The 21,205-nt window shown below is 38.0% G+C and carries 15 protein-coding genes and 1 other annotated feature; of the genes, 14 read left to right on the forward strand and 1 reads right to left on the reverse strand.

The window, feature by feature from the left end; translation table 11 throughout:
* Positions 1–87 precede the first annotated feature (87 nt).
* From EC501_RS00260 to pyrE, 14 genes are all read left to right on the forward strand, one after another.
* On the forward strand, positions 88–624 hold the full coding sequence (locus EC501_RS00260) for a DivIVA domain-containing protein (protein ID WP_122970286.1): 537 nt from the start codon (positions 88–90) through the stop codon (positions 622–624).
* A gap of 81 nt (positions 625–705) precedes the next feature.
* Positions 706–989: a binding site (T-box leader), on the forward strand.
* Between the two features lie 74 nt (positions 990–1,063).
* Positions 1,064–3,823: an isoleucine--tRNA ligase gene (gene ileS, locus EC501_RS00265; protein WP_122970287.1), complete on the forward strand. Its 2,760-nt coding sequence runs from the start codon at positions 1,064–1,066 to the stop codon at positions 3,821–3,823.
* Between the two features lie 109 nt (positions 3,824–3,932).
* Positions 3,933–4,412, forward strand: coding sequence for a signal peptidase II (gene lspA / locus EC501_RS00270; RefSeq protein ID WP_122970288.1), 480 nt, complete (start codon positions 3,933–3,935; stop codon positions 4,410–4,412).
* A complete protein-coding gene (locus tag EC501_RS00275; RefSeq protein ID WP_122970289.1) occupies positions 4,409–5,323 on the forward strand; it encodes an RluA family pseudouridine synthase in 915 nt (304 codons plus the stop codon). Before lspA ends, EC501_RS00275 begins: the two co-directional genes overlap by 4 nt.
* A 408-nt stretch (positions 5,324–5,731) precedes the next feature.
* Positions 5,732–6,277 carry a bifunctional pyr operon transcriptional regulator/uracil phosphoribosyltransferase PyrR gene (gene pyrR, locus EC501_RS00280; RefSeq protein ID WP_122970290.1) on the forward strand — a complete coding sequence of 182 codons (546 nt, stop codon included), beginning with the start codon at positions 5,732–5,734 and terminating at the stop codon, positions 6,275–6,277.
* Between the two features lie 19 nt (positions 6,278–6,296).
* Positions 6,297–7,586, forward strand: a complete 1,290-nt coding sequence (locus tag EC501_RS00285; RefSeq protein ID WP_122970291.1) for a solute carrier family 23 protein — start codon at positions 6,297–6,299, stop codon at positions 7,584–7,586.
* 151 nt (positions 7,587–7,737) lie between these two features.
* Positions 7,738–8,613: an aspartate carbamoyltransferase catalytic subunit gene (locus EC501_RS00290; RefSeq protein WP_122970292.1), complete on the forward strand. Its 876-nt coding sequence runs from the start codon at positions 7,738–7,740 to the stop codon at positions 8,611–8,613.
* Between the two features lie 2 nt (positions 8,614–8,615).
* The gene (locus EC501_RS00295) at positions 8,616–9,890 is read left to right on the forward strand and encodes a dihydroorotase (protein WP_122970293.1); all 1,275 of its coding nucleotides are present in this window, start codon (positions 8,616–8,618) and stop codon (positions 9,888–9,890) included.
* Positions 9,890–10,990, forward strand: coding sequence for a carbamoyl phosphate synthase small subunit (locus EC501_RS00300; protein ID WP_122970294.1), 1,101 nt, complete (start codon positions 9,890–9,892; stop codon positions 10,988–10,990). Before EC501_RS00295 ends, EC501_RS00300 begins: the two co-directional genes overlap by 1 nt.
* Positions 10,983–14,180 carry a carbamoyl-phosphate synthase large subunit gene (carB, locus tag EC501_RS00305; protein ID WP_122970295.1) on the forward strand — a complete coding sequence of 1,066 codons (3,198 nt, stop codon included), beginning with the start codon at positions 10,983–10,985 and terminating at the stop codon, positions 14,178–14,180. The genes EC501_RS00300 and carB overlap by 8 nt, the downstream gene beginning before the upstream one ends.
* A complete protein-coding gene (locus tag EC501_RS00310; protein WP_122970296.1) occupies positions 14,180–14,953 on the forward strand; it encodes a dihydroorotate dehydrogenase electron transfer subunit in 774 nt (257 codons plus the stop codon). Before carB ends, EC501_RS00310 begins: the two co-directional genes overlap by 1 nt.
* A complete protein-coding gene (locus EC501_RS00315) occupies positions 14,950–15,861 on the forward strand; it encodes a dihydroorotate dehydrogenase (protein ID WP_122970297.1) in 912 nt (303 codons plus the stop codon). The genes EC501_RS00310 and EC501_RS00315 overlap by 4 nt, the downstream gene beginning before the upstream one ends.
* Entirely contained in the window at positions 15,862–16,569 is a 708-nt protein-coding gene (pyrF, locus tag EC501_RS00320) for an orotidine-5'-phosphate decarboxylase (protein WP_122970298.1), read from the forward strand. It begins immediately after the preceding gene.
* A complete protein-coding gene (pyrE, locus tag EC501_RS00325; RefSeq protein ID WP_122970299.1) occupies positions 16,570–17,202 on the forward strand; it encodes an orotate phosphoribosyltransferase in 633 nt (210 codons plus the stop codon).
* Between the two features lie 82 nt (positions 17,203–17,284).
* On the opposite strand, the gene EC501_RS00330 is transcribed toward pyrE, so the two are convergent.
* A complete protein-coding gene (locus tag EC501_RS00330) occupies positions 17,285–20,965 on the reverse strand; it encodes a S8 family serine peptidase (protein ID WP_122970300.1) in 3,681 nt (1,226 codons plus the stop codon).
* Between the last annotated feature and the right edge of the window lie 240 nt (positions 20,966–21,205).

Raw genomic sequence — 21,205 nt, forward strand, 5'->3', positions numbered from 1 at the left:
TAAAAAATTACGAAATTTTGATGTCATGTTTCAACGACAAGCTGTATAATAGATTTATATATTTAAATGAAGAAGGAGTGTTGACGAATGCCATTATCACCTCTCGATATACATAATAAAGAATTTACTAGAGGCTTCAGAGGATATGCAGAAGACGAAGTGAATGAATTTTTAGATCAAATCATAAAAGATTATGAAATTCTTATTCGTGAAAAGAAGGAATTAGAAAATAAAGTAAAAACAATGACTGAGCAAATGAGTCATTATAATACACTTGAAGAAACGTTACAAAAATCGATTGTAGTTGCACAAGAAGCAGCTGAAGAAGTTCGTCGTAACTCACAACAAGAAGCAAAATTAATTATTAAAGAAGCTGAGAAAAATGCAGATCGAATTGTAAATGAAGCATTATCAAAAGCTCGTAAAATTGCTATTGAAATTGATGCGTTGAAAAAACAATCGAAAGTTTTCCGTAATCGTTTCAAAATGTTAGTAGAAGCCCAATTAGATTTATTAAACACGGATGATTGGGAACATTTATTAGAATATGAAATTGGGTTAACGGAAATCCAAAACCATGCACGACAAGAAGATGATGATTTAGAAATAACAACGGAAGGTTAATTTCTGTCAATCTTCATCGATTTACTTGACTGAATTTCTTCATTTCCATATACTGATATACACGAGTATGAAAAATTGATATTTTGGGCGTTGAAGGAGACAGTATTTTTTGAAAGTGGATAAAAGCGATTCGAGGATGGTGAAAGCTCGAACGAAACATTCAAAAAAGAAGATCACTCCTGAGCTAAATCACTGAAAAGGTGTTAGAACGGTAACACACCCGTTAACCTATAATTAAAATAGGTGGACGATTTTTGATTAAGTGATTTCGTTTCACACGACGTTACAGTGTCTAAGAGGCGGTTAACCATTTCGTTTTCCGCAAATTAGGGTGGTACCACGAGTAATAGCTTCTCGTCCCTTCAGGGATGTGAAGCTTTTTTTATTTTTTAGGTGCTTAACAATTAGACTTAAGGAAACATTAAAGGAGGATTTTACTATGGTAGAGTACAAAGATACATTGCTAATGCCAAAAACTGATTTCCCCATGCGCGGAAATTTACCAGCTAATGAACCAAAAATGCAAGAAAAATGGGAAGAAATGGACATTAACGCTCTAGTAAATGAGCGGACAAAAGATCGACCTCACTTCGTTTTACATGATGGACCTCCCTACGCAAATGGTGACATTCACATCGGTCATGCTTTAAATAAAGTATTGAAAGATATGATTACCCGCCATCGTTCAATGACTGGTTACCATGCACCGTATGTTCCAGGTTGGGATACGCACGGTTTACCAATTGAGCAAGCGTTAACAAATAAAGGAGTAAAGCGTAAAGAATTAACAATTGCTGAATTCCGTGAGCTTTGTGAAAAATACGCTTATGAACAAATTGAAAACCAAAAAACTCAATTTAAACGTCTAGGAGTTCGTGGTGATTGGAATGACCCTTATATTACATTGAAGCCAGAATTCGAATCACGTCAAATTGAAGTGTTCGGAAAAATGGCTGAAAAGGGATATATTTATAAAGGGTTAAAACCGGTTTATTGGTCCCCTTCTTCTGAATCAGCATTAGCAGAAGCGGAAATTGAATATAAAGATATTAAATCACCATCTATTTATGTAAGCTTTGAAATTAAAGATGCAAAAGGTGTTGTACCACAAGATGCTAAATTTATTATTTGGACGACAACACCATGGACGATTCCAGCGAACTTAGGAATTTCTTTAAATGCTGAAATTACGTATGTTGTAGTATCAGTCAATGATAATAAATTCATTATCGCAAAAGACTTACTTGAAACAGTTTCCCAAAATTTAGAATGGGAAAATGCGGAAGTAATTCAAGAAGTAAAAGGTGCAGAACTTGAATATGTTGTGGCTAAACATCCAATTTATGGTCGCGATTCATTAGTGATGGTTGGTGACCACGTAACGACAGAAGCAGGTACTGGGTGTGTTCATACAGCTCCTGGTCACGGGGAAGATGACTTCCTAGTGGGGAAAAGATATGGTTTAGATGTACTTAGCCCAATTAACGACCAAGGTTGCTATACTCATGAGGCCCCTGGATTCGAAGGGTTATTTTATGATGATGCTAACAAAGTGATGACAGAGAAATTAAAAGAAGTAGGCGCTTTAGAAAAATTATCATTCATCACCCATTCTTACCCACATGACTGGCGTACAAAAAAACCTGTTATTTATCGTGCTACGCCACAATGGTTCTGTTCGGTAGAAGCTTTCCGTGATGAATTATTACAAGCAGTTGAAGAAACAGCTTTCACACCATCTTGGGGTGAGACGCGTCTTTACAATATGCTTCGTGATCGTGGAGACTGGTGTATTTCAAGACAACGAGCTTGGGGTGTTCCAATTCCAGTATTCTATGCTGAAAATGGAGAAGAAATTATTACGCCAGAAACGATTGCCCATGTTTCAAAATTATTCCGTGAGCATGGTTCAAATATTTGGTTCCAAAGGGAAGCAAAAGACCTTCTACCAGAAGGATTTACTCACCCAGGTAGTCCAAATGGTAAATTTACTAAAGAAAACGATATTATGGATGTATGGTTTGACTCCGGTTCATCCCACCAAGGTGTCCTTGTAGAAAGAGGAATGAAATATCCGGCTGATCTTTATCTTGAAGGATCTGACCAACACCGTGGATGGTTCAATTCATCATTAATCACTTCTGTTGCCATTAACGGATACGCACCTTACAAAGGGTTATTAACCCACGGCTTTGTATTAGATGGAGAAGGTCGCAAAATGAGTAAATCATTAGGAAACGTCATTATTCCTGAAAAAGTGATGAATCAATATGGTGCTGACATCCTCCGTTTATGGGTAGCGTCTGTTGATTATACTGGTGATGTTCGCATTTCGATGGATATGTTAAAACAAATTTCAGAAGTGTATCGTAAAATTCGTAATACCCTTCGTTTCCTACACGGTAACGTATCTGATTTTGATCCAAAAACAGATCGAGTTGCGTATGAAGAATTGCGGGAAATGGACCAATACATGTATATGCGCTTACAAGATGTCTTAAAAGCAGTGCGTAAAGCTTATGACCGTTATGAATTCGCATCTGTTTACCATACAATCAATAACTTTGTTGCGGTTGAATTATCAGCATTCTATTTAGATGTTGCTAAAGACGTTGTTTATATTGAAGCAAAAGATAATAAAAATCGCCGTGCAATGCAAACGGTTATGTATGATACTTTGTTAACTTTACTTAAAGTATTAACACCAATCCTTCCGCATACAACGGATGAATTATGGTCTTACTTAAATGAAGAGGAAGTATCTGTACAATTAACGGATTTCCCTGAGGTTGATGAACGTAATAACTTTACAGAACTCCGAGCAAAATGGGATAAAGTAATTGCTATCCGCGATGAAGTGTTAAAAGCTCTTGAAGAAGCACGTAATGCAAAAACAATTGGTAAATCGTTAGAAGCGAAAGTAACAATTTATGCCGATAATGAAATTACTGAACTTCTAAATGATCCAGCTATTGATTTTGCTCAAAGCTGTATCGTTTCTCAACTTCAAGTGGTAGCAAATAAAGAAGGTGCTCCTGAAAATGCCCTTGTTCTTGAAAAAACTGCTATTGTAGTGGAGAAAGCAGAAGGGGAAAAATGTGAACGTTGCTGGTCCTATTCGGAAACAGTTGGTCAAAATGAATCCCATCCAACATTATGTAGCCGTTGTGCTGATGTGGTAGAAAAATATTATGTTTAATTAGATGAATCACCGCTCTCGATTCCCGGGGGCGGTTGTTTTATACTGATTGTAAAAGGAAATATAACATTACTTTCTGGTAAAGATTATTGGCAAACGGGGGAATACTGTGTATAAATACTATAGTTTAGCTGCAATTGTTGTGTTATTAGATCAATGGACTAAATGGTTAATCGTGAAAAATATGGAGTATGGTGAACGTATTTCTGTTTGGGACCCATGGTTTGCGATTCTTTCCCATCGAAACCGTGGAGCCGCATGGGGTATGCTACAAGGTCAAATGTGGATTTTTATCATCGTAACGCTCGTTGTTATCGCAGGTGTTATTTATTATTTCCATAAACAGGCGAAGGGGAAGCCTTTATTTGCCATTAGCCTTATGATTTTATTAGGTGGCGCATTAGGGAATTTTATCGATCGACTGTTCCGTGGTGAAGTTGTCGATTTTGTTGATATCCTTATTCCAATTATTAATTATGATTTCCCAATATTTAACATTGCTGATGCAGCGTTAACAATTTCAGTTATTATGCTTATTTTAGTAATGCTCAAAGAAGAGCGGGATGAAAAGAAAAAGGTGAAAGAATGACAGTTGTAACAATTACAATAGACGAAAACAATGCAGGAGAACGTATTGATAAAGCGCTATCAACCATTCAAGAAGATTGGTCGAGAACACAAGTGGCAACTTGGGTTGGAGATGGAATTGTTAAAGTAAATGGTGAAGAAGTAAAAGCGAAATATAAAGTAAAAGAAGGAGACATCATTGAAGTGGATGTCCCGGAAGCGGAACCGTTAGAAGTAATTCCGGAAAATTTACATTTAGAAATTATTTATGAAGATCAAGATGTACTTGTCGTAAATAAACCTAAAGGGATGGTCGTACATCCAGCTCCAGGACATATGACAGGTACTTTAGTAAATGGCTTAATGTACCATTGTAAAGATTTATCAGGTATTAATGGTGTTCTAAGACCAGGTATTGTTCATCGAATTGACAAAGATACTTCTGGATTATTAATGGTTGCTAAAAACGATCATGCCCATCATTCTTTAGTGGAACAACTTGTTAATAAAACTGTAACAAGAAAGTATACAGCGTTAGTACATGGCCATATTGCCCATGATAAAGGAACGATTGATGCACCGATTGGACGTGATCCGAAAGATCGTCAAAAACAAGCAATTGTCGATAATGGCAAGCATGCTGTTACCCATTTCCATGTAAAGGAACGTATTAGCGGAAAGTTTACTTTAGTGGAATGTCGTTTAGAGACGGGACGTACCCATCAAATTCGTGTCCACATGAACTATATTGGTTACCCATTAGTTGGGGACCCTAAGTATGGACCAAAGAAAACGATTGATTTTGGAGGACAAGTTCTTCATGCAGGTGTTTTAGGATTCGTTCATCCGACAACAGAGGAATATTTAGAATTTGAAGTTCCTCTTCCTCAAGATTATGTGGAATTATTAGAACAACTACGAAAAGAAGCTTAACATTATGTAATTAATTTAATAAACTTTGTTGACTTCCTGTCGTTTTAAGTCTATACTGACAACAGTGAATAACCCACCGTGATGGGAAAGTAACTTAAAAAATAAAATATTCACCTTTAATGGCAGTCCAGAGAGGCTGAGAAGGTACATGTAGAATTGTTATGGAAATTTGATGACATTTACTGCTACTGATTGACTTGTAATCGTAGTACGGAAAATGGCGATGGTGTCTATGTTGTTGACCCATTAAAATGTCCAAACATGTTTTTTCAACACGTATATCCAACCTCTTAAGCTGGTGCTTAGGAGGTTTTTTTATGTCTTAAAGTATACTCTCTGTTTAGTCATTAACGAAAATGGAACGCTATTTATACTGCTTTTGAAATAAGAATGGGAGGAGGAATTCAAATGGGACAAATTACAGAACTTTTAGATGCACCTTCAATGAATCGAGCATTGACGAGAATTGCCCACGAAATTATTGAACGAAACAAAGGAATCGACGAATGTATTTTAGTTGGTATTAAGACACGTGGTGCTTATTTAGCACGAAGACTTGCAGAAAAGATCACAAAAATTGAAGGGAAACCAATTCGGACGGGTGAACTGGACATTACGTTATATCGGGATGATTTATCGACAAAAAATGAAAATGGGGAAGCCCTCGTACAACAAGTAGATATTGACTACGTTGTGAATAATCAAAAAATTGTTCTTGTTGATGATGTGCTTTATACAGGACGGACAGTTCGAGCTGCCCTTGATGCGATTATGGATTTAGGACGCCCTGCACAAATTCAGCTTGCGGTATTAGTGGATAGAGGACACCGAGAATTACCAATTCGAGCTGATTATGTTGGGAAAAACATTCCAACTTCCAGTTCAGAAAAAATCGTCGTTCGCTTAACAGAGGTTGATAGAGAAGATAATGTAACACTACACAAAGTAGATTAAAGGACAGTGGGGGATAAACATGTCAAAAGCAGTTTTGGACATCCAAGATAAACCAACAACAGGACAACTTATTACTCTTAGTTTCCAACATATGTTTGCAATGTTCGGATCAACGATTTTAGTACCGCAACTTGTAGGGTTAAGTCCTTCCATTGCATTACTAACAAGCGGGATTGCAACAATCGTATTTTTATTAATAACTCAATTTAAAGTTCCAGCTTATTTAGGTTCATCCTTTGCTTTCATTACACCGATTTTAATAGCAGCCGGTGGTATAGAAAACGGAGAAAGTGTTCATCCGGGTAATGCCATGATTGGAGCTATGGCGGTTGGGATTGTATACGGAATCGTTTCACTGCTAATTTGGAAAACAGGTTATAAATGGCTCATGCGTTTATTACCACCAATTGTAGTAGCGCCAGTAATTATCGTAATCGGTCTTGGTTTAGCAGGAACAGCAGTTGATATGGCGATGAACGTTAATGAAGAATATAGTTTCCTACACTTTACTGCAGCTTTGGTTACTTTATTCGCTGCGATTATCTTTAATGTATATTTCAAAAATATTTTAAGTACGATGCCAATTCTCCTTGGGTTAATCGTTGGCTACATATATTCAACCATCATCGGTATTGTAGACTTTACACCGGTAAAAGATGCAAAACTTTTTCAAGTTCCAGACTTCTTAATTCCAGGTGTACATTATGACTTCAATGTTACATCACCGATTTTACTTGCAATGGTACCAATTGTTATTGTAACGATTTCAGAACATATCGGTCACCAATTAGTTTTAGGTAAAGTTGTCAATCGAAATTATATAAAAGAACCTGGTTTGCATAGATCTTTACTAGGTGATGGATTAGGAACATTTATTAGTGCCTTTCTAGGCGGTCCACCGAAAACGACATATGGTGAAAACATTGGTGTGCTTGCAATAACAAGAGTCTTTTCCGTGTATGTCATTTTAGGTGCAGCGGTATTAGCAATACTGTTCTCCTTCTTCGGTAAAGCAATGGCATTAGTACAAACGATTCCTACAGCAGTACTTGGTGGAATTTCCATTTTGTTATTCGGTATTATCGCTTCTAGTGGGTTACGAATGCTTGTTGAAAACAAAATTGATTTCGGAAATAACCGAAATATGGTCATTGCCTCTGTCATTTTAGTAGTAGGAATTGGAGGAGCGGCTCTAAGATTTAATGAATCCTTTGCCATTGAAGGGATGGCGTTGGCTGCAATTGTAGGGGTTATATTAAACCTTGTTTTACCGGGAAGAGAAAAAGAAGTGAATAATTTAGAAGAATAAAGATACCTTTTAATGAATTGTCCAGAGAGGCAAAGAAGGGGAATAGACAGACCTAGGTACGTTGTTTAACGTAGCCTTAGCTTGTCATACCTCCTAAGCCTCGCAAACGATTGCGAGGCCTTTTTATTAAGTGTATTTGGAGGAAAAGACAATGAAAAATTTACTTTCAATGGAACATTTATCAAATGAAGATGTTATGGCGATTATTGAACGGGCAGCTCAATTTGAAGCAGGGGAGCCTAGTAAATTAGCGAAATCTTACAACGTAGCAAATCTTTTCTTCGAACCAAGTACAAGAACGAAAACAAGTTTTGAAATGGCTGAAAGAAAAGTAGGATGTACGGTCATTCCGTTTGATGCAGGCTTTTCAAGTGCTCTAAAGGGAGAAACGATGTATGACACTGTGAAAACGCTAGAGATGATTGGGTTGGATGCTGTTGTTATACGAGCAAAAGAAGATGAATACTACAACGAATTACTTGAAGGAATTGAAGTGGCTGTCATAAATGCAGGGGACGGAGCAGGGCAACATCCTTCTCAAAGTCTATTAGATTTATATACGATTTATAAGGAATTCGGATCCTTTGAAGGATTAAATGTAACGATTGTCGGTGATATTTCCCATAGTCGTGTAGCAAGGTCCAACGCAACCTCCTTAAAACGGTTAGGAGTCAATGTTCGGTTTTTATGTCCGCCGGAGTGGGCAGGAGAATTTGAAGCCCACCACTCATGGGATGGCCTTTTAGAAGATAGTGATGTCATTATGCTACTGCGAATTCAACATGAACGACATTTAATCAATAAAAGCTTTTCAAAGGAAAGCTACCACGAGCAATACGGTTTGACCTTTGAACGGGAAGGGAAGATGAAGCAAAATGCAATCATTATGCACCCGGCACCTGTTAATCGGGATGTAGAAATTGTTTCTGAATTAGTCGAATGTCATCGCTCTAGAATATTTGATCAAGTAAGAAATGGCGTTTATGTGAGAATGGCGATTTTAGAAATGATTCTGAAAGGAAGATAAACATGACGAAATTTATACAAAATATCAAAATGCTAAATGACCAAAGTGAACTAGTGGATACAACAATAACGATTGAAAATGGAAAAATTTTAGCCATTGGTGGAAAACAACCAATTAATGCTGAAGTGATCGATGGAAATGGCCATCTGCTAGCGCCTGGCTTTGTCGATGTTCATGTCCATTTACGCGAACCTGGATTTGAGCATAAAGAAACAATCGAAACAGGTACAGCCTCCGCTGCAAAGGGTGGGTTTACGACAATATGTGCGATGCCGAATACGAAACCAGTGCCCGATTCGGTTGAAAATTTAGAACTCATTAATCAATTAATTAAAGAAAATGCAAAAGTTCGTGTTCTTCCTTACGGTTCTTTAACAGTTGCCCAGTCTGGCGATGCCAGAACGAATTTAGCGGAATTAAAAGCCCACGGTGCCGTAGCCTTTTCGGATGATGGAGTCGGTGTACAACTCGCTTCTACTATGTATGAACAAATGCAAGATGCAGCGAAGCTTGACATGGTAGTTGTTGCCCACTGTGAAGATAATTCCTTAATCTATGACGGAGTAATGCACGAAGGAAAACGCAACAAAGAGCTTGGCTTACCAGGGATTCCTTCCATCTGTGAATCAGTACAAATTGCCCGCGATGTCCTTTTAGCAGAAGCAGCTGGAGCAAGATATCATGTATGTCACGTTTCAACAAAGGAATCTGTGCGGGCTGTAAGGGATGCAAAACGTGCTGGCATTCGAGTGACAGCTGAAGTTTGTCCTCATCATTTATTATTAGAAGAAATGGATATTCCGAGTGACGATGCGAATTGGAAAATGAACCCACCGTTACGAGCAAAGGATGATCAAGATTCCTTACATCAAGCATTACTTGATGGCACAATTGACTGTATCGCTACAGATCATGCACCTCATACAGTTGAAGAAAAATGCTGTGGGATGGTAGGAGCACCCTTTGGAATTGTTGGTTTTGAAACAGCCTTTCCCCTTTTATATACCCAATTTGTAGAGACGGGGAAATGGACGTTAAAACAATTAATCGATTGGATGACTGTAAAACCTGCTGAAATTTTTAACCTTCCATACGGAAAAATTGAAGTAGGTGGTTCGGCTGACTTGATTTTAATCGATTTGCAAAAAGAACAAACAATCAACGCAGAAGAGTTCGCATCAAAAGGGCGCAATACGCCATTTAACGGTTGGACTGCAAAAGGATGGCCAGTATTAACAATGGTAGAAGGCAACATCGTCTATGAGGAGGCAAAATAATGAAAAAACGACTATTGATTTTAGAAGATGGAACAGTTTTTAATGGGGAAGCTTTCGGAAGTGATAAAGCATCTCGAGGGGAAGTGGTTTTTACGACAGGGATGACTGGATATCAAGAAACTTTATCAGATCCGTCGTTCTATGGACAAATCGTTACATTTACTTACCCATTAATCGGCAACTACGGAATTAACCGTGATGACTTTGAATCAATTACGCCGGCTATTAAAGGGATGGTTTGTAGAGAGTTGGCAAAGGAACCTTCCAACTTCCGTAGTGATTTATCATTAAACGATTACTTACTATCACAGGACATTCCTGGAATTGAAGGAATCGATACACGAAAATTAACTCGCATTATCCGATCTAAAGGTGCAGTAAAAGCAATGTTAACTGCTGCAGATGAAGACGTAAATGTAGAGGAAATTGTGAATACGTTAAAAGCAACGCCTCTTATGACGAACCATGTGAAAGAAGTGTCACCAAAAGCGGCATATCCAAGTCCAGGTAGAGGAAAACGGGTCGTGTTGATGGATTTCGGCATGAAACATGGAATTTTACGTGAATTAAATAAAAGGGATTGTGACGTTTTAGTTGTCCCTTATAACACGTCCGCAGAACAAATTTTAGCTTGGCATCCAGATGGAATTATGCTTTCTAACGGACCTGGGGACCCAGCAGATGTTACGGAAGGGATTGAAACAATCTGTCGATTAATCGGAAAAGTGCCAATTTTCGGTATTTGTTTAGGTCACCAACTATTTGCTCTAGCTTGTGGTGCAAAAAGTTTCAAATTACCATTCGGACACCGTGGAGCGAATCACCCAGTAAAAGACTTACGTACTGGACGTACAGAGTTAACGTCTCAAAACCACGGATATGCCATCGATGAAAATTCTTTAGAAGGAACGGATTTAGAAGTAACCCATGTCGCTTTAAATGATGGAACAGTAGAAGGGTTACGCCATAAAAAATATCCGGTGTTTACCGTACAATATCACCCAGAAGCCTCACCGGGGCCAGAGGATTCAAATCATTTATTTGATGAGTTTATTGAATTAATGGAAGCCTATGCAGGGAAGGAGAAACAACATGCCTAAACGTACAGATATAGAAACTATTTTAGTAATCGGATCAGGTCCTATCATTATTGGGCAAGCAGCAGAATTTGACTACGCAGGAACACAAGCTTGTCTTTCATTAAAAGAGGAAGGCTACCGTGTAATTTTAATTAATTCGAACCCTGCAACCATCATGACGGATACGCAAATTGCGGACAAAGTTTATCTTGAACCAATCTCTTTAGAATTTGTTTCTCGAATTTTACGTAAGGAACGTCCAGATGCCATCCTACCTACCCTTGGCGGTCAAACAGGGTTAAATATGGCGATTGAATTAAACAACTCGGGTATTTTAGATGAGTTAGGAATCGAGATTTTAGGAACAAAACTTGATGCGATTCATAAAGCGGAAGACCGAGACCAATTCCGTAACTTAATGTATGAGCTTGGTGCACCTGTACCGGAATCAGATATTATTCATAACTTACAGGAAGCAAAGAACTTTGTTGAAAAAATCGGTTACCCAGTAATCGTTCGCCCTGCCTTTACCCTAGGAGGAACAGGGGGAGGTATTTGTCATAACGATCAAGAATTAGAGGAAATCGTAACGAGCGGTTTAAAATATAGCCCAGTAACTCAATGTTTACTTGAAAAATCGATTGCTGGTTACAAAGAAATTGAATACGAAGTAATGCGTGATTCTATCGATAATGCGATTGTTGTATGTAACATGGAGAACTTCGACCCAGTGGGCATCCATACAGGGGATTCCATCGTTGTGGCTCCTTCCCAAACGTTATCGGATCGCGAATATCAAATGTTGCGTAACATTTCATTGGACATTATTCGTGCGCTAAAAATTGAAGGTGGATGTAACGTTCAATTAGCCCTTGATCCAAATAGTTTTAATTACTATGTTATTGAAGTAAATCCAAGGGTATCTCGTTCGTCAGCATTAGCGTCAAAAGCAACGGGTTATCCAATTGCGAAACTAGCAGCTAAAATTGCAGTAGGTTTAACTTTAGATGAAATTATTAACCCTGTAACAGGTTCAACTTACGCAGACTTCGAACCCGCCCTTGACTATATCGTAGCTAAAATTCCACGTTGGCCTTTTGACAAATTTGAATCTGCAAAACGTAATTTAGGAACGCAAATGAAGGCGACTGGAGAAGTAATGGCATTAGGACGTACGTTTGAAGAAGCGATTTTAAAAGCGGTACGTTCTTTAGAAACGGGTCAAGTCCATATCGAATTAAAACATGCAGACGACAATTCGGATAACTGGATTGAAAAACGTATACGTAAAGCTGGAGATGAACGTCTATTCTTCATAGCTGAAGCCCTTCGTCGTGGGGTAACGATTGAACAAATCCATGAATGGTCCCAAATTGACTTATGGTTCTTAAATAAACTTCAAAACATTATACAAATGGAATCAACTTTAACAGAAAACGTAAATAATCCTGTCGTTTTACGCCAAGCTAAACGTATGGGCTTTGCTGATAAGAAAATTGCGGAACTTTGGCAAACAACGGAAAAGGAACTTTACGAATATAGAAAAGAACAAGGAATCATTCCAGTTTATAAAATGGTGGATACTTGTGCAGCGGAATTTGAATCAACAACACCATACTTCTACGGAACTTATGAAGATGAAAACGAATCAATCGTAACGGATAAACCGTCTGTTGTTGTATTAGGTTCTGGTCCGATTCGAATCGGTCAAGGGGTTGAGTTTGACTATGCAACTGTACACTCCGTATGGGCAATCCAAGAAGCAGGTTATGAAGCGATTATTATTAACTCGAACCCTGAAACAGTTTCAACAGACTTTTCAATTTCAGATAAGCTGTACTTTGAACCACTAACAATTGAAGATGTTATGCATATTATTGATTTAGAAAAACCAATTGGAGTAGTAGTTCAATTTGGTGGTCAAACGGCAATTAACTTAGCAAATAAACTAGCTGAAAATGGTGTGAACATTTTAGGTACTAGTTTAGAGGCGATTGATCGAGCGGAAAATCGTGATAAATTTGAACAAGCTTTACACGAACTAGGTATTCCACAGCCAGCAGGGGAAACGGCAGTATCTACAGAAGAAGCACTAGAAATCGGTAAAAAACTTGGCTTCCCAGTTTTAGTTCGCCCTTCTTACGTACTTGGTGGGCGTGCAATGGAAATTGTTTATAATGAACAGGAATTGAAGCATTACATGGAAAATGCTGTAGAAGCATCTCCGGATCATCCTGTATTAGTTGACCGCTATTTAACTGGTCAAGAGTTAGAAGTAGATGCCATTTGCGATGGAGAGAACGTATTAATTCCAGGTATTATGGAACACGTTGAACGAGCAGGGGTTCACTCTGGTGATTCAATTTCGGTTTATCCGCCGCAAAAATTAACAGAAGAACAAAAAGCTACTTTAGTTGATTACACGACTCGATTAGCAAAAGGGTTAAACATTGTAGGATTAATGAACATTCAATACGTTCTTTCAAAAGGAGAAATTTACGTAATTGAAGTAAACCCACGTTCAAGTCGTACTGTACCATTCTTAAGTAAAATTACAAACATACCGATGGCTAACATTGCAACTAAGGCAATTCTTGGTCAATCGATAATAGAACAGGGTTATACAACTGGCCTTGCTAAAGAGCAAAAAGGCGTTTTCGTAAAAGTACCGGTATTTAGTTTTGCAAAACTTCGCCGTGTAGACATTACGTTAGGACCTGAAATGAAATCAACAGGGGAAGTAATGGGGAAAGATGCTACCTTTGAAAAAGCATTATATAAAGGTTTTGTAGCATCCGGTATGGAAATTAAAAGCCACGGAACGGTTTTATTTACAGTTTCCGATAAAGATAAAGAAGAGGCAATTGGCTTAGCTAAACGTTTTAACACAGTTGGCTATCGAATTATGGCAACTGAAGGTACTGCACGCAGTTTTGCAGAAGCTGGTATTCAAGTCGATGTAGTAGGAAAAATCGGTTCTAAGGAAAAAACATTGTTAGATGTCATTCAAAACGGTGAAGCTCAACTAGTAGTGAATACATTAACAAAAGGGAAACAACCTGCTCGTGACGGCTTCCGTATTCGACGTGAATCCGTTGAAAATGGGGTTGCATGTTTAACATCCTTAGATACAGCTGAAGCTATGTTAGAAGTAATCGAATCGATGACATTTACGGCAGAAGAAATGCCAAAAGCGGAGGTATTTCATTAATGATTCAACAAGAGCGAATGATCGTCGTTCGTCAAAGTGAAATTGCTCATCATATTTTTGAACTAACTATACAAGGACAAATTGTTCAGGACATGAATCCTGGACAATTTGTCCATATTCGAGTGTCAGAAACCTTTGAGCCACTTCTTCGACGACCTATAAGTATTGCAAATATTGATAAAGAAACAGGAGAAGTAACGCTCATCTATCGTGCAGAAGGGAGAGGAACAAACCTCCTATCTCAAAGGCAAGTTGGCGATGAAGTTGACGTTCTCGGTCCTTTAGGTAATGGTTTTTCCGTGGAAACAGCTCCAGAAGGTGGAACAGCTTTACTAGTTGGTGGTGGAATTGGTGTCCCACCGTTATATGAACTATCTAAACAGTTAAATGCACGAGGTATTCGAACGATCCACGTCTTCGGCTTTGCAACGGAAGAAGTGACTTTTTATGAAGAACAGTTTTCAACTTTAGGCGATACCCATTTCGTTACAGTGGACGGAACGAAGGGAACGAAAGGTTTTGTAACAGATTTACTAGAGGAGTTAAAACCTGAATTTGATGTTTTCTATGCTTGTGGTCCAATGCCGATGCTTAGAGCATTAGAACAATTTTATCCGGATAAACAAGGATATCTTTCCTTTGAAGAACGGATGGGTTGTGGTATAGGTGCTTGTTTTGCATGTGTTTGTAAAACGACTGATAGTGCGGATAAAGATTATGTGAAAGTATGTTCAGATGGACCGGTATTCCCGAAAGGAGTTGTACAACTATGAGACATTTAACGATTCAACTCCCAGGTTTAGAATTAAAAAATCCAATCATGCCTGCTTCTGGTTGTTTTGGTTTTGGTAAAGAATATGGTGGGCTATATGATCTCTCTAAGCTAGGAGCCATTATGATTAAAGCAACTACGGTGGAAACGCGTTTAGGAAATCCGACTCCACGGGTTGCTGAAACACCTGCTGGGATGCTAAATGCGATTGGATTACAAAATCCAGGTTTAGAAAAGGTAATGGCAAATGAACTTCCATGGCTAGAGCGTTTTGACGTACCGATTATTGCGAACGTTGCTGGTACAACTACGGAAGACTATGTAGAAGTGGCAAAAAAAATATCAACAGCTCCAAATGTGAAAGCTTTAGAACTAAATATTTCTTGTCCAAATGTAAAGCATGGTGGGATAACTTTCGGAACAGATCCAGTTGTTGCCCGAGAACTAGTAGAAGCTGTAAAAGCAGCTTCGACTGTACCTGTTTATGTAAAACTTTCACCAAATGTAACAGACATTGTTGAAATTGCAAAAGCCGTTGAAGCTGGTGGGGCAGACGGTATTACAATGATCAATACGTTAATTGGTATGCGACTCGATGAACGAACAGGGAAACCGGTCATTGCGAATGGAACTGGCGGACTATCTGGACCTGCTGTAAAACCCATTGCCATTCGTATGGTATACGATGTGTACAAGGCGGTTTCGATTCCGATAATTGGAATGGGTGGTGTTTCTTGTGCCCAAGACGTCATTGATTTTATGTCGGCAGGAGCTTCTGCTGTTGCAGTTGGCACAGCAAACTTTGTCGATCCATTTGTGTGCCCGAATATTATTGATGCATTACCTGCTAAATTAGAAGAACTTGGTGTGAAACATATTAAAGAAATCATCGGAAGGAGCCACCGATAAATGAATAACAAACCAATTATTGCTTTAGATTTTCCTGGAGAGCATGAAGTATTTCATTTTTTGCAACACTTTCAAGAGCCGTTGTTCGTTAAAATTGGGATGGAACTTTATTTACAGGAAGGCCCTGACATTGTTCGAAAAGTGAAGGAACAGGGTCATGATATTTTTCTAGATTTAAAGCTTCATGATATTCCGAATACGGTTAAATCGGCAATGAAAGGGTTAGCTCATTTAGGAGTAGATCTTGTTAATGTTCATGCTGCCGGAGGTATTCAGATGATGGAAGCGGCATTGGAAGGTTTGGAAGCAGGTACTCCAGTTGGCAAAAAAAGAGCAAAATTAATTGCAGTAACCCAGCTTACCTCCACAACGGAAGAACAAATGAAAAGCGAACAACAAATTCATTTATCTCTATTAGAATCAGTATTGCATTACGCAAAAATAGCTAAACAAGCACAACTTGATGGCGTTGTATGTTCAGTTCATGAAGCAAAAATGATTGCGAACGAATGTGGAGAAGAATTTTTACGTGTAACGCCTGGCATTCGTTTAGCTGGTGGAGATGTTCATGATCAAAAACGGATTGCGACACCAGATGGAGCTCGCGCGGATGGATCATCTCTTATCGTTGTTGGCCGAGCTATAACGGGCTCGAGGGATCCACTTGCTGCATATAAAGAAGTTTGTTCATTATGGGAGGGAAACTAAATGTCAGTACAAAAGGAAATTGCAAAAGGTATGTTAAAGGTTGGAGCAGTTGAATTAAATCCAACAGAATTATTTACATGGGCGTCAGGTATTAAATCACCAATTTATTGTGATACACGATTAACCATTTCAGATGTCTCTGTACGTAAACAAATTGCTCGAGGTCTTGCAGAAAACATAAAAAAACATTTTGGTGAAACAGAAGTTGTTGCTGGTACAGCTACTGCTGGGATTCCACATGCAGCATGGGTTTCAGACCTTTTAGAGTTGCCAATGGTATATGTTCGTTCAAAAGCAAAGGAACATGGTCGAGGTAATCAAATTGAAGGGAAAATTCAACCTGGTCAAAAGGTTGTTGTAGTGGAGGATATTATTTCTACTGGCGGTTCATCCATTACTGCAGTCGAAGCATTACGTGCCGCTGGTTGTGAAGTTGTTGGTGTCGTATGTGTATATACATATAATTTACCTCACGCAGAACAGGCTTTTGAGGAAATAGGAGTGAAGTATGTTTCATTAACAAACTTTGATTATCTTGTGGAAGCTGCATCAGAAACGGGAATAATTGAAGGGAACGATATTCCTTTCTTACAAGATTGGCATAGTAAACTAAAGGCAGGAGAACTTAAATAAAGTAAGCTACTCTCTTATAAAACTTTTTATAGATAAAAGCCTATAATGGATGATACCATCATAGGCTTTTTCGGTTTTAAGTTTATTTATTTTTTCCCTTGCCAGGTTTCCCACTCTTTTTAATTTGAATCGTTTTCGTTGTTACATTTCCTGCTAAATCTTCTACTTCAAAAATGAACTCATTATTTCCATTTACTAATGGAAGTTCTACTTCCACTTGTTCTTCAAAACCTTTCATTTCGTATGGTTCTGATAACTCGTGTAAGAATTTTTCGTCTCCATTTACCGTTAATCGAACTTCATCAAAATTGTCTTTTAAAGTAACTGGAACTACAATAACACTTTCTTTTGTGTTTTTAGGAATTTTTCCAAAAGAAATTGTTGGGAATTGTGTATCAACGAAAACTTTACGAGAGATTTGCATTTCATTTGAGAATTCATCAATTGCTTTGACACGAATGTCTTGGAAACCATCTTCAAGATTTAAAGTATGAGAGAATTGAACACCATCGAATGATGCTTCTTCATCGTTCACCGTAACTGAAGTGATTTTTGAATCATCTTCAATTGTTCCATTCACTTCGATTTCGTTCGTGTTAAATATATCAAAGTAATTTGGACTTTCAATATAAATAACAGGAGGTGTTGTTTCTTCATTACTATTTAGTTGGAAGTCATAGGTTTGAGCATTTCGTGCAACGTCTACTAATTGTACCGAAATTTTATCTTTATTCGTTAATTCTCCACTAATTGTAAATGTTGATGTAGTTAGAGGAAGAGTTTCTGAAACAGCTTCTCCATTTACATATACTTGCCAGTATTCTGCACCTGTTCCACCTTTATTATCGGTAGGATTTGAGACAACAACTGTCTTAGTTGAAGCATCGAAAGTTACTTTAGCGCTAGGGGCTGCCGTATCGACCTTAACAGGGAATTCAATGGATTGCCATTGTGCTCCTTCATAATCGATAACCCCACTTACACGAATAATATAGTCTCCATCTTTAGCGATTGCATTATTAATTTTCCCATCCCAACCATAGTTCGTATTATAAGTGTATGGGTTGTCAGATGTATAATGTTTCGTTAAGTTGTTAGCAGTTCTTAAAGTACGTAAAACTTTCCCGTTCATATCGACAACTTCCACTTTCAATTGCTTCGCATTACGGAATAAAGAAAAGACAGGAATTGCTTGATCACGAATACCATCTCCATTTGGAGAGAAACCAAATCGAGAAGAATCAAATTGTTCGCCTGCTCCTGTAATGAAGGAACCTTGTTCATCTGCTAAAGCAGTATAACCCCAATAAGTTAAATTGTCCCAAGCAAAGTAATCAAAGATTCTTGCATCATCCCAACCGCCGTTAAATCCAAAGAATGGGACAGTTAATGGTACATTATTTGTTACTTCTTCATTTGGATCAATTAATCGAACGAAACCATCAACAAAGAAGCCGTTAGAATAAATGGAACGAATCTCTTCTGGTAAATTGGAAACGTCAACTGATACAGTAATTTCCTTTGTACCATTTGCAGGAATTGTAACCGATTCTGGAGTATTGATATCTGCATCTTCATCCGTAAGAACATATTGACCATATGTGTTTGGAACCGTTACATATAATCCATCGCCGGCATTAACAGGCATGTCGATTTGAAGTTGTGTTTCAACATTATATGTTTTTTCCTCATTTGAGAAGTTTTCAGCAACTAAAGTAAAGGTAAATTGGTCATTTTCAATTTCCTTTAAAGCAACTTTTGCTTCTCCCGTTTCTGAATTTGTTACAATAACATCCGTTGATAGAGCATTTGCAAGTTGCATTAATCCAGCCCCTTGTCGACGTGGTGAAACATACTCACCTGGAGTTGTTTCCATTGGAAGAGCTGTATTCATTAATAAATTTTTCGCTATTTGAACTCTATCCGCACCAGTTGCATCAAATTCTTGGTCTACCCTTTCTAAAACAAGGGCACTACCACCCGCTACATGAGGTGCCGCCATAGAAGTTCCGCTCATTAATCCATACTTATCATCATTTAATGTTGAGAAGATATTTCCACCTGGAGCTGTAATTTCCGGTTTGAAATCTAAGTTAGGCGTTGGACCCCAAGAAGTAAAACTACTTAATTGTCCTGCGCTCGGATTTTGTGTTTCAATAAAGTTTCCATCGAAGGAGACTGTCACACTTTGATTGTTATCTAAAGCAGCTTTTAATGATTCTCCATCCACTTTTAAAATGGACATGAATGGAATCGTAATACCAGGGTCAGTTGCCATATTAATTGTACCTTCAGTATTGTTGTAAATAATGGCTGCTACTGCACCTGCAGCTTGAGCATTCAGTCCCTTTTCAACAAACGTATTAGAACCACGGGAAATTAAAGCGACTTTTCCTGTGAAATCTTTTCCTTCAAAATCAGCAGCTGTTCCGAAACCAGCATCCATGACTTCTACTGGTCCGCTAAATGTTTCAATTGGGTTGGCGTCATTTGCTAATAAATAAAGGGCTTCTCCTGATGGCGCTCCATCGACTTGATAAGAAAAACTATATACAGTAATCATCGAATTTTCAACGGAAGCAACGCTGATTGAGTCATAGGATATACCCGGCGATCCTGTCACACCGTAGTCTTGGTTTTCAGCATAAGGATAAAAATATCCAGAGCCATACATATCCGAGTTTCCTGAAGAAATCGAAACGATAATACCATTTTCTGTAGCTCTAGATACGGCTTGTTGTTCCGGGCTAGATTCATCTACATATCCCGCAGGAGAACCTAGTGACATGTTTAAAACGTCGGCATTTAACTTGATGGCATCATCAATTGCCTTTATATAAATATCACCATAAGTGGATGAAAAGTTTGGATCATTTCCGAATACTTTTAAAGCTAAAAGTTGCGCTTCAGGAGCTACTCCTTTAATACCACCGTCTTCTTCATCTCCATTGGCTGCAACTGTACCACCAACATGCATACCATGCATCGATGCACCTGGACCTAAATCTAAAATTTCATCATTACCGTCCATATAGTTATATCCAAAAGGAACTTTTGTCGTATAATATTGACCATTTTTAATGGATCCATCTGATCGCAGAGCATTTACTTCTTCTTCAGTTAGTTCGGCTGTACTTTCATCAGATAAAACCATGTCTTTATGGCTCGGATCGATACCAGTATCAATAATACCGACAACCATACCTTCACCTTCAAAACCGTATTCATTCCATGCGCGTTGAGCTTGAACTAATTCCTTCGAATGAATCATATCCGGTTTTACTTCTGGTCGTTCATATTCAGTAGATTCATAGACAGCTTTAACACCAGATGTAGCTGCGATTTTTTCAACATATTTTGCTTCTACTTCTGCTGAGAATCCATTAAATACAACTGAAAAGTTTTCAATATATTTGACGGAAGGCACTTGTTTTTTTAATGTATCTTGAACACTTTCTTGTTCTTCCGTAACGGCAGTTTCAATGGATTCTTTTTCTGACCGTTTTAATTGCTTATATAAAACGCCTTTTTTTGTTGCTTTTTCAATAGCAGGCTCCCCGTCAAGTTCAACGACGATTCGAACTTTTTTGTCGGGGTTTTTTGGATTTGCTAGAGATTTTGAGATGTTTGGTTCATTTTTTTCTTGTTGAATGGTAGGCAAGTTTTTTAAACTTTTTGCGCTCGTACTGTTCACGCCGAACAGTGGTGTACTGAATGCCAAAAAGAAAGCAATTGCCACAAGTACTATTTTTCTAAGTTTCATAAATCCACTCCTCTTAGTATTCTATTAGTCTGAAAAAATAGAATAAATATAATATTTAGTCAACTTTTTCTAATTTTAATAATATATGATAATAGATTGGGAATACATTACAAAATAGTTACTTTTAAATCGAAATTTGTAGTTTTTTAGTTTTCAAAATTCGACATTTCTATTTTGGGGAATGGTAGATAGATAAATAGAAAGAAATAGGGGAGTTATTACGGTAAAACAAAAAGGGAT

The sequence above is a fragment of the Lysinibacillus halotolerans genome, assembly GCF_003711845.1.
GTDB classification, from domain to species: domain Bacteria; phylum Bacillota; class Bacilli; order Bacillales_A; family Planococcaceae; genus Ureibacillus; species Ureibacillus halotolerans.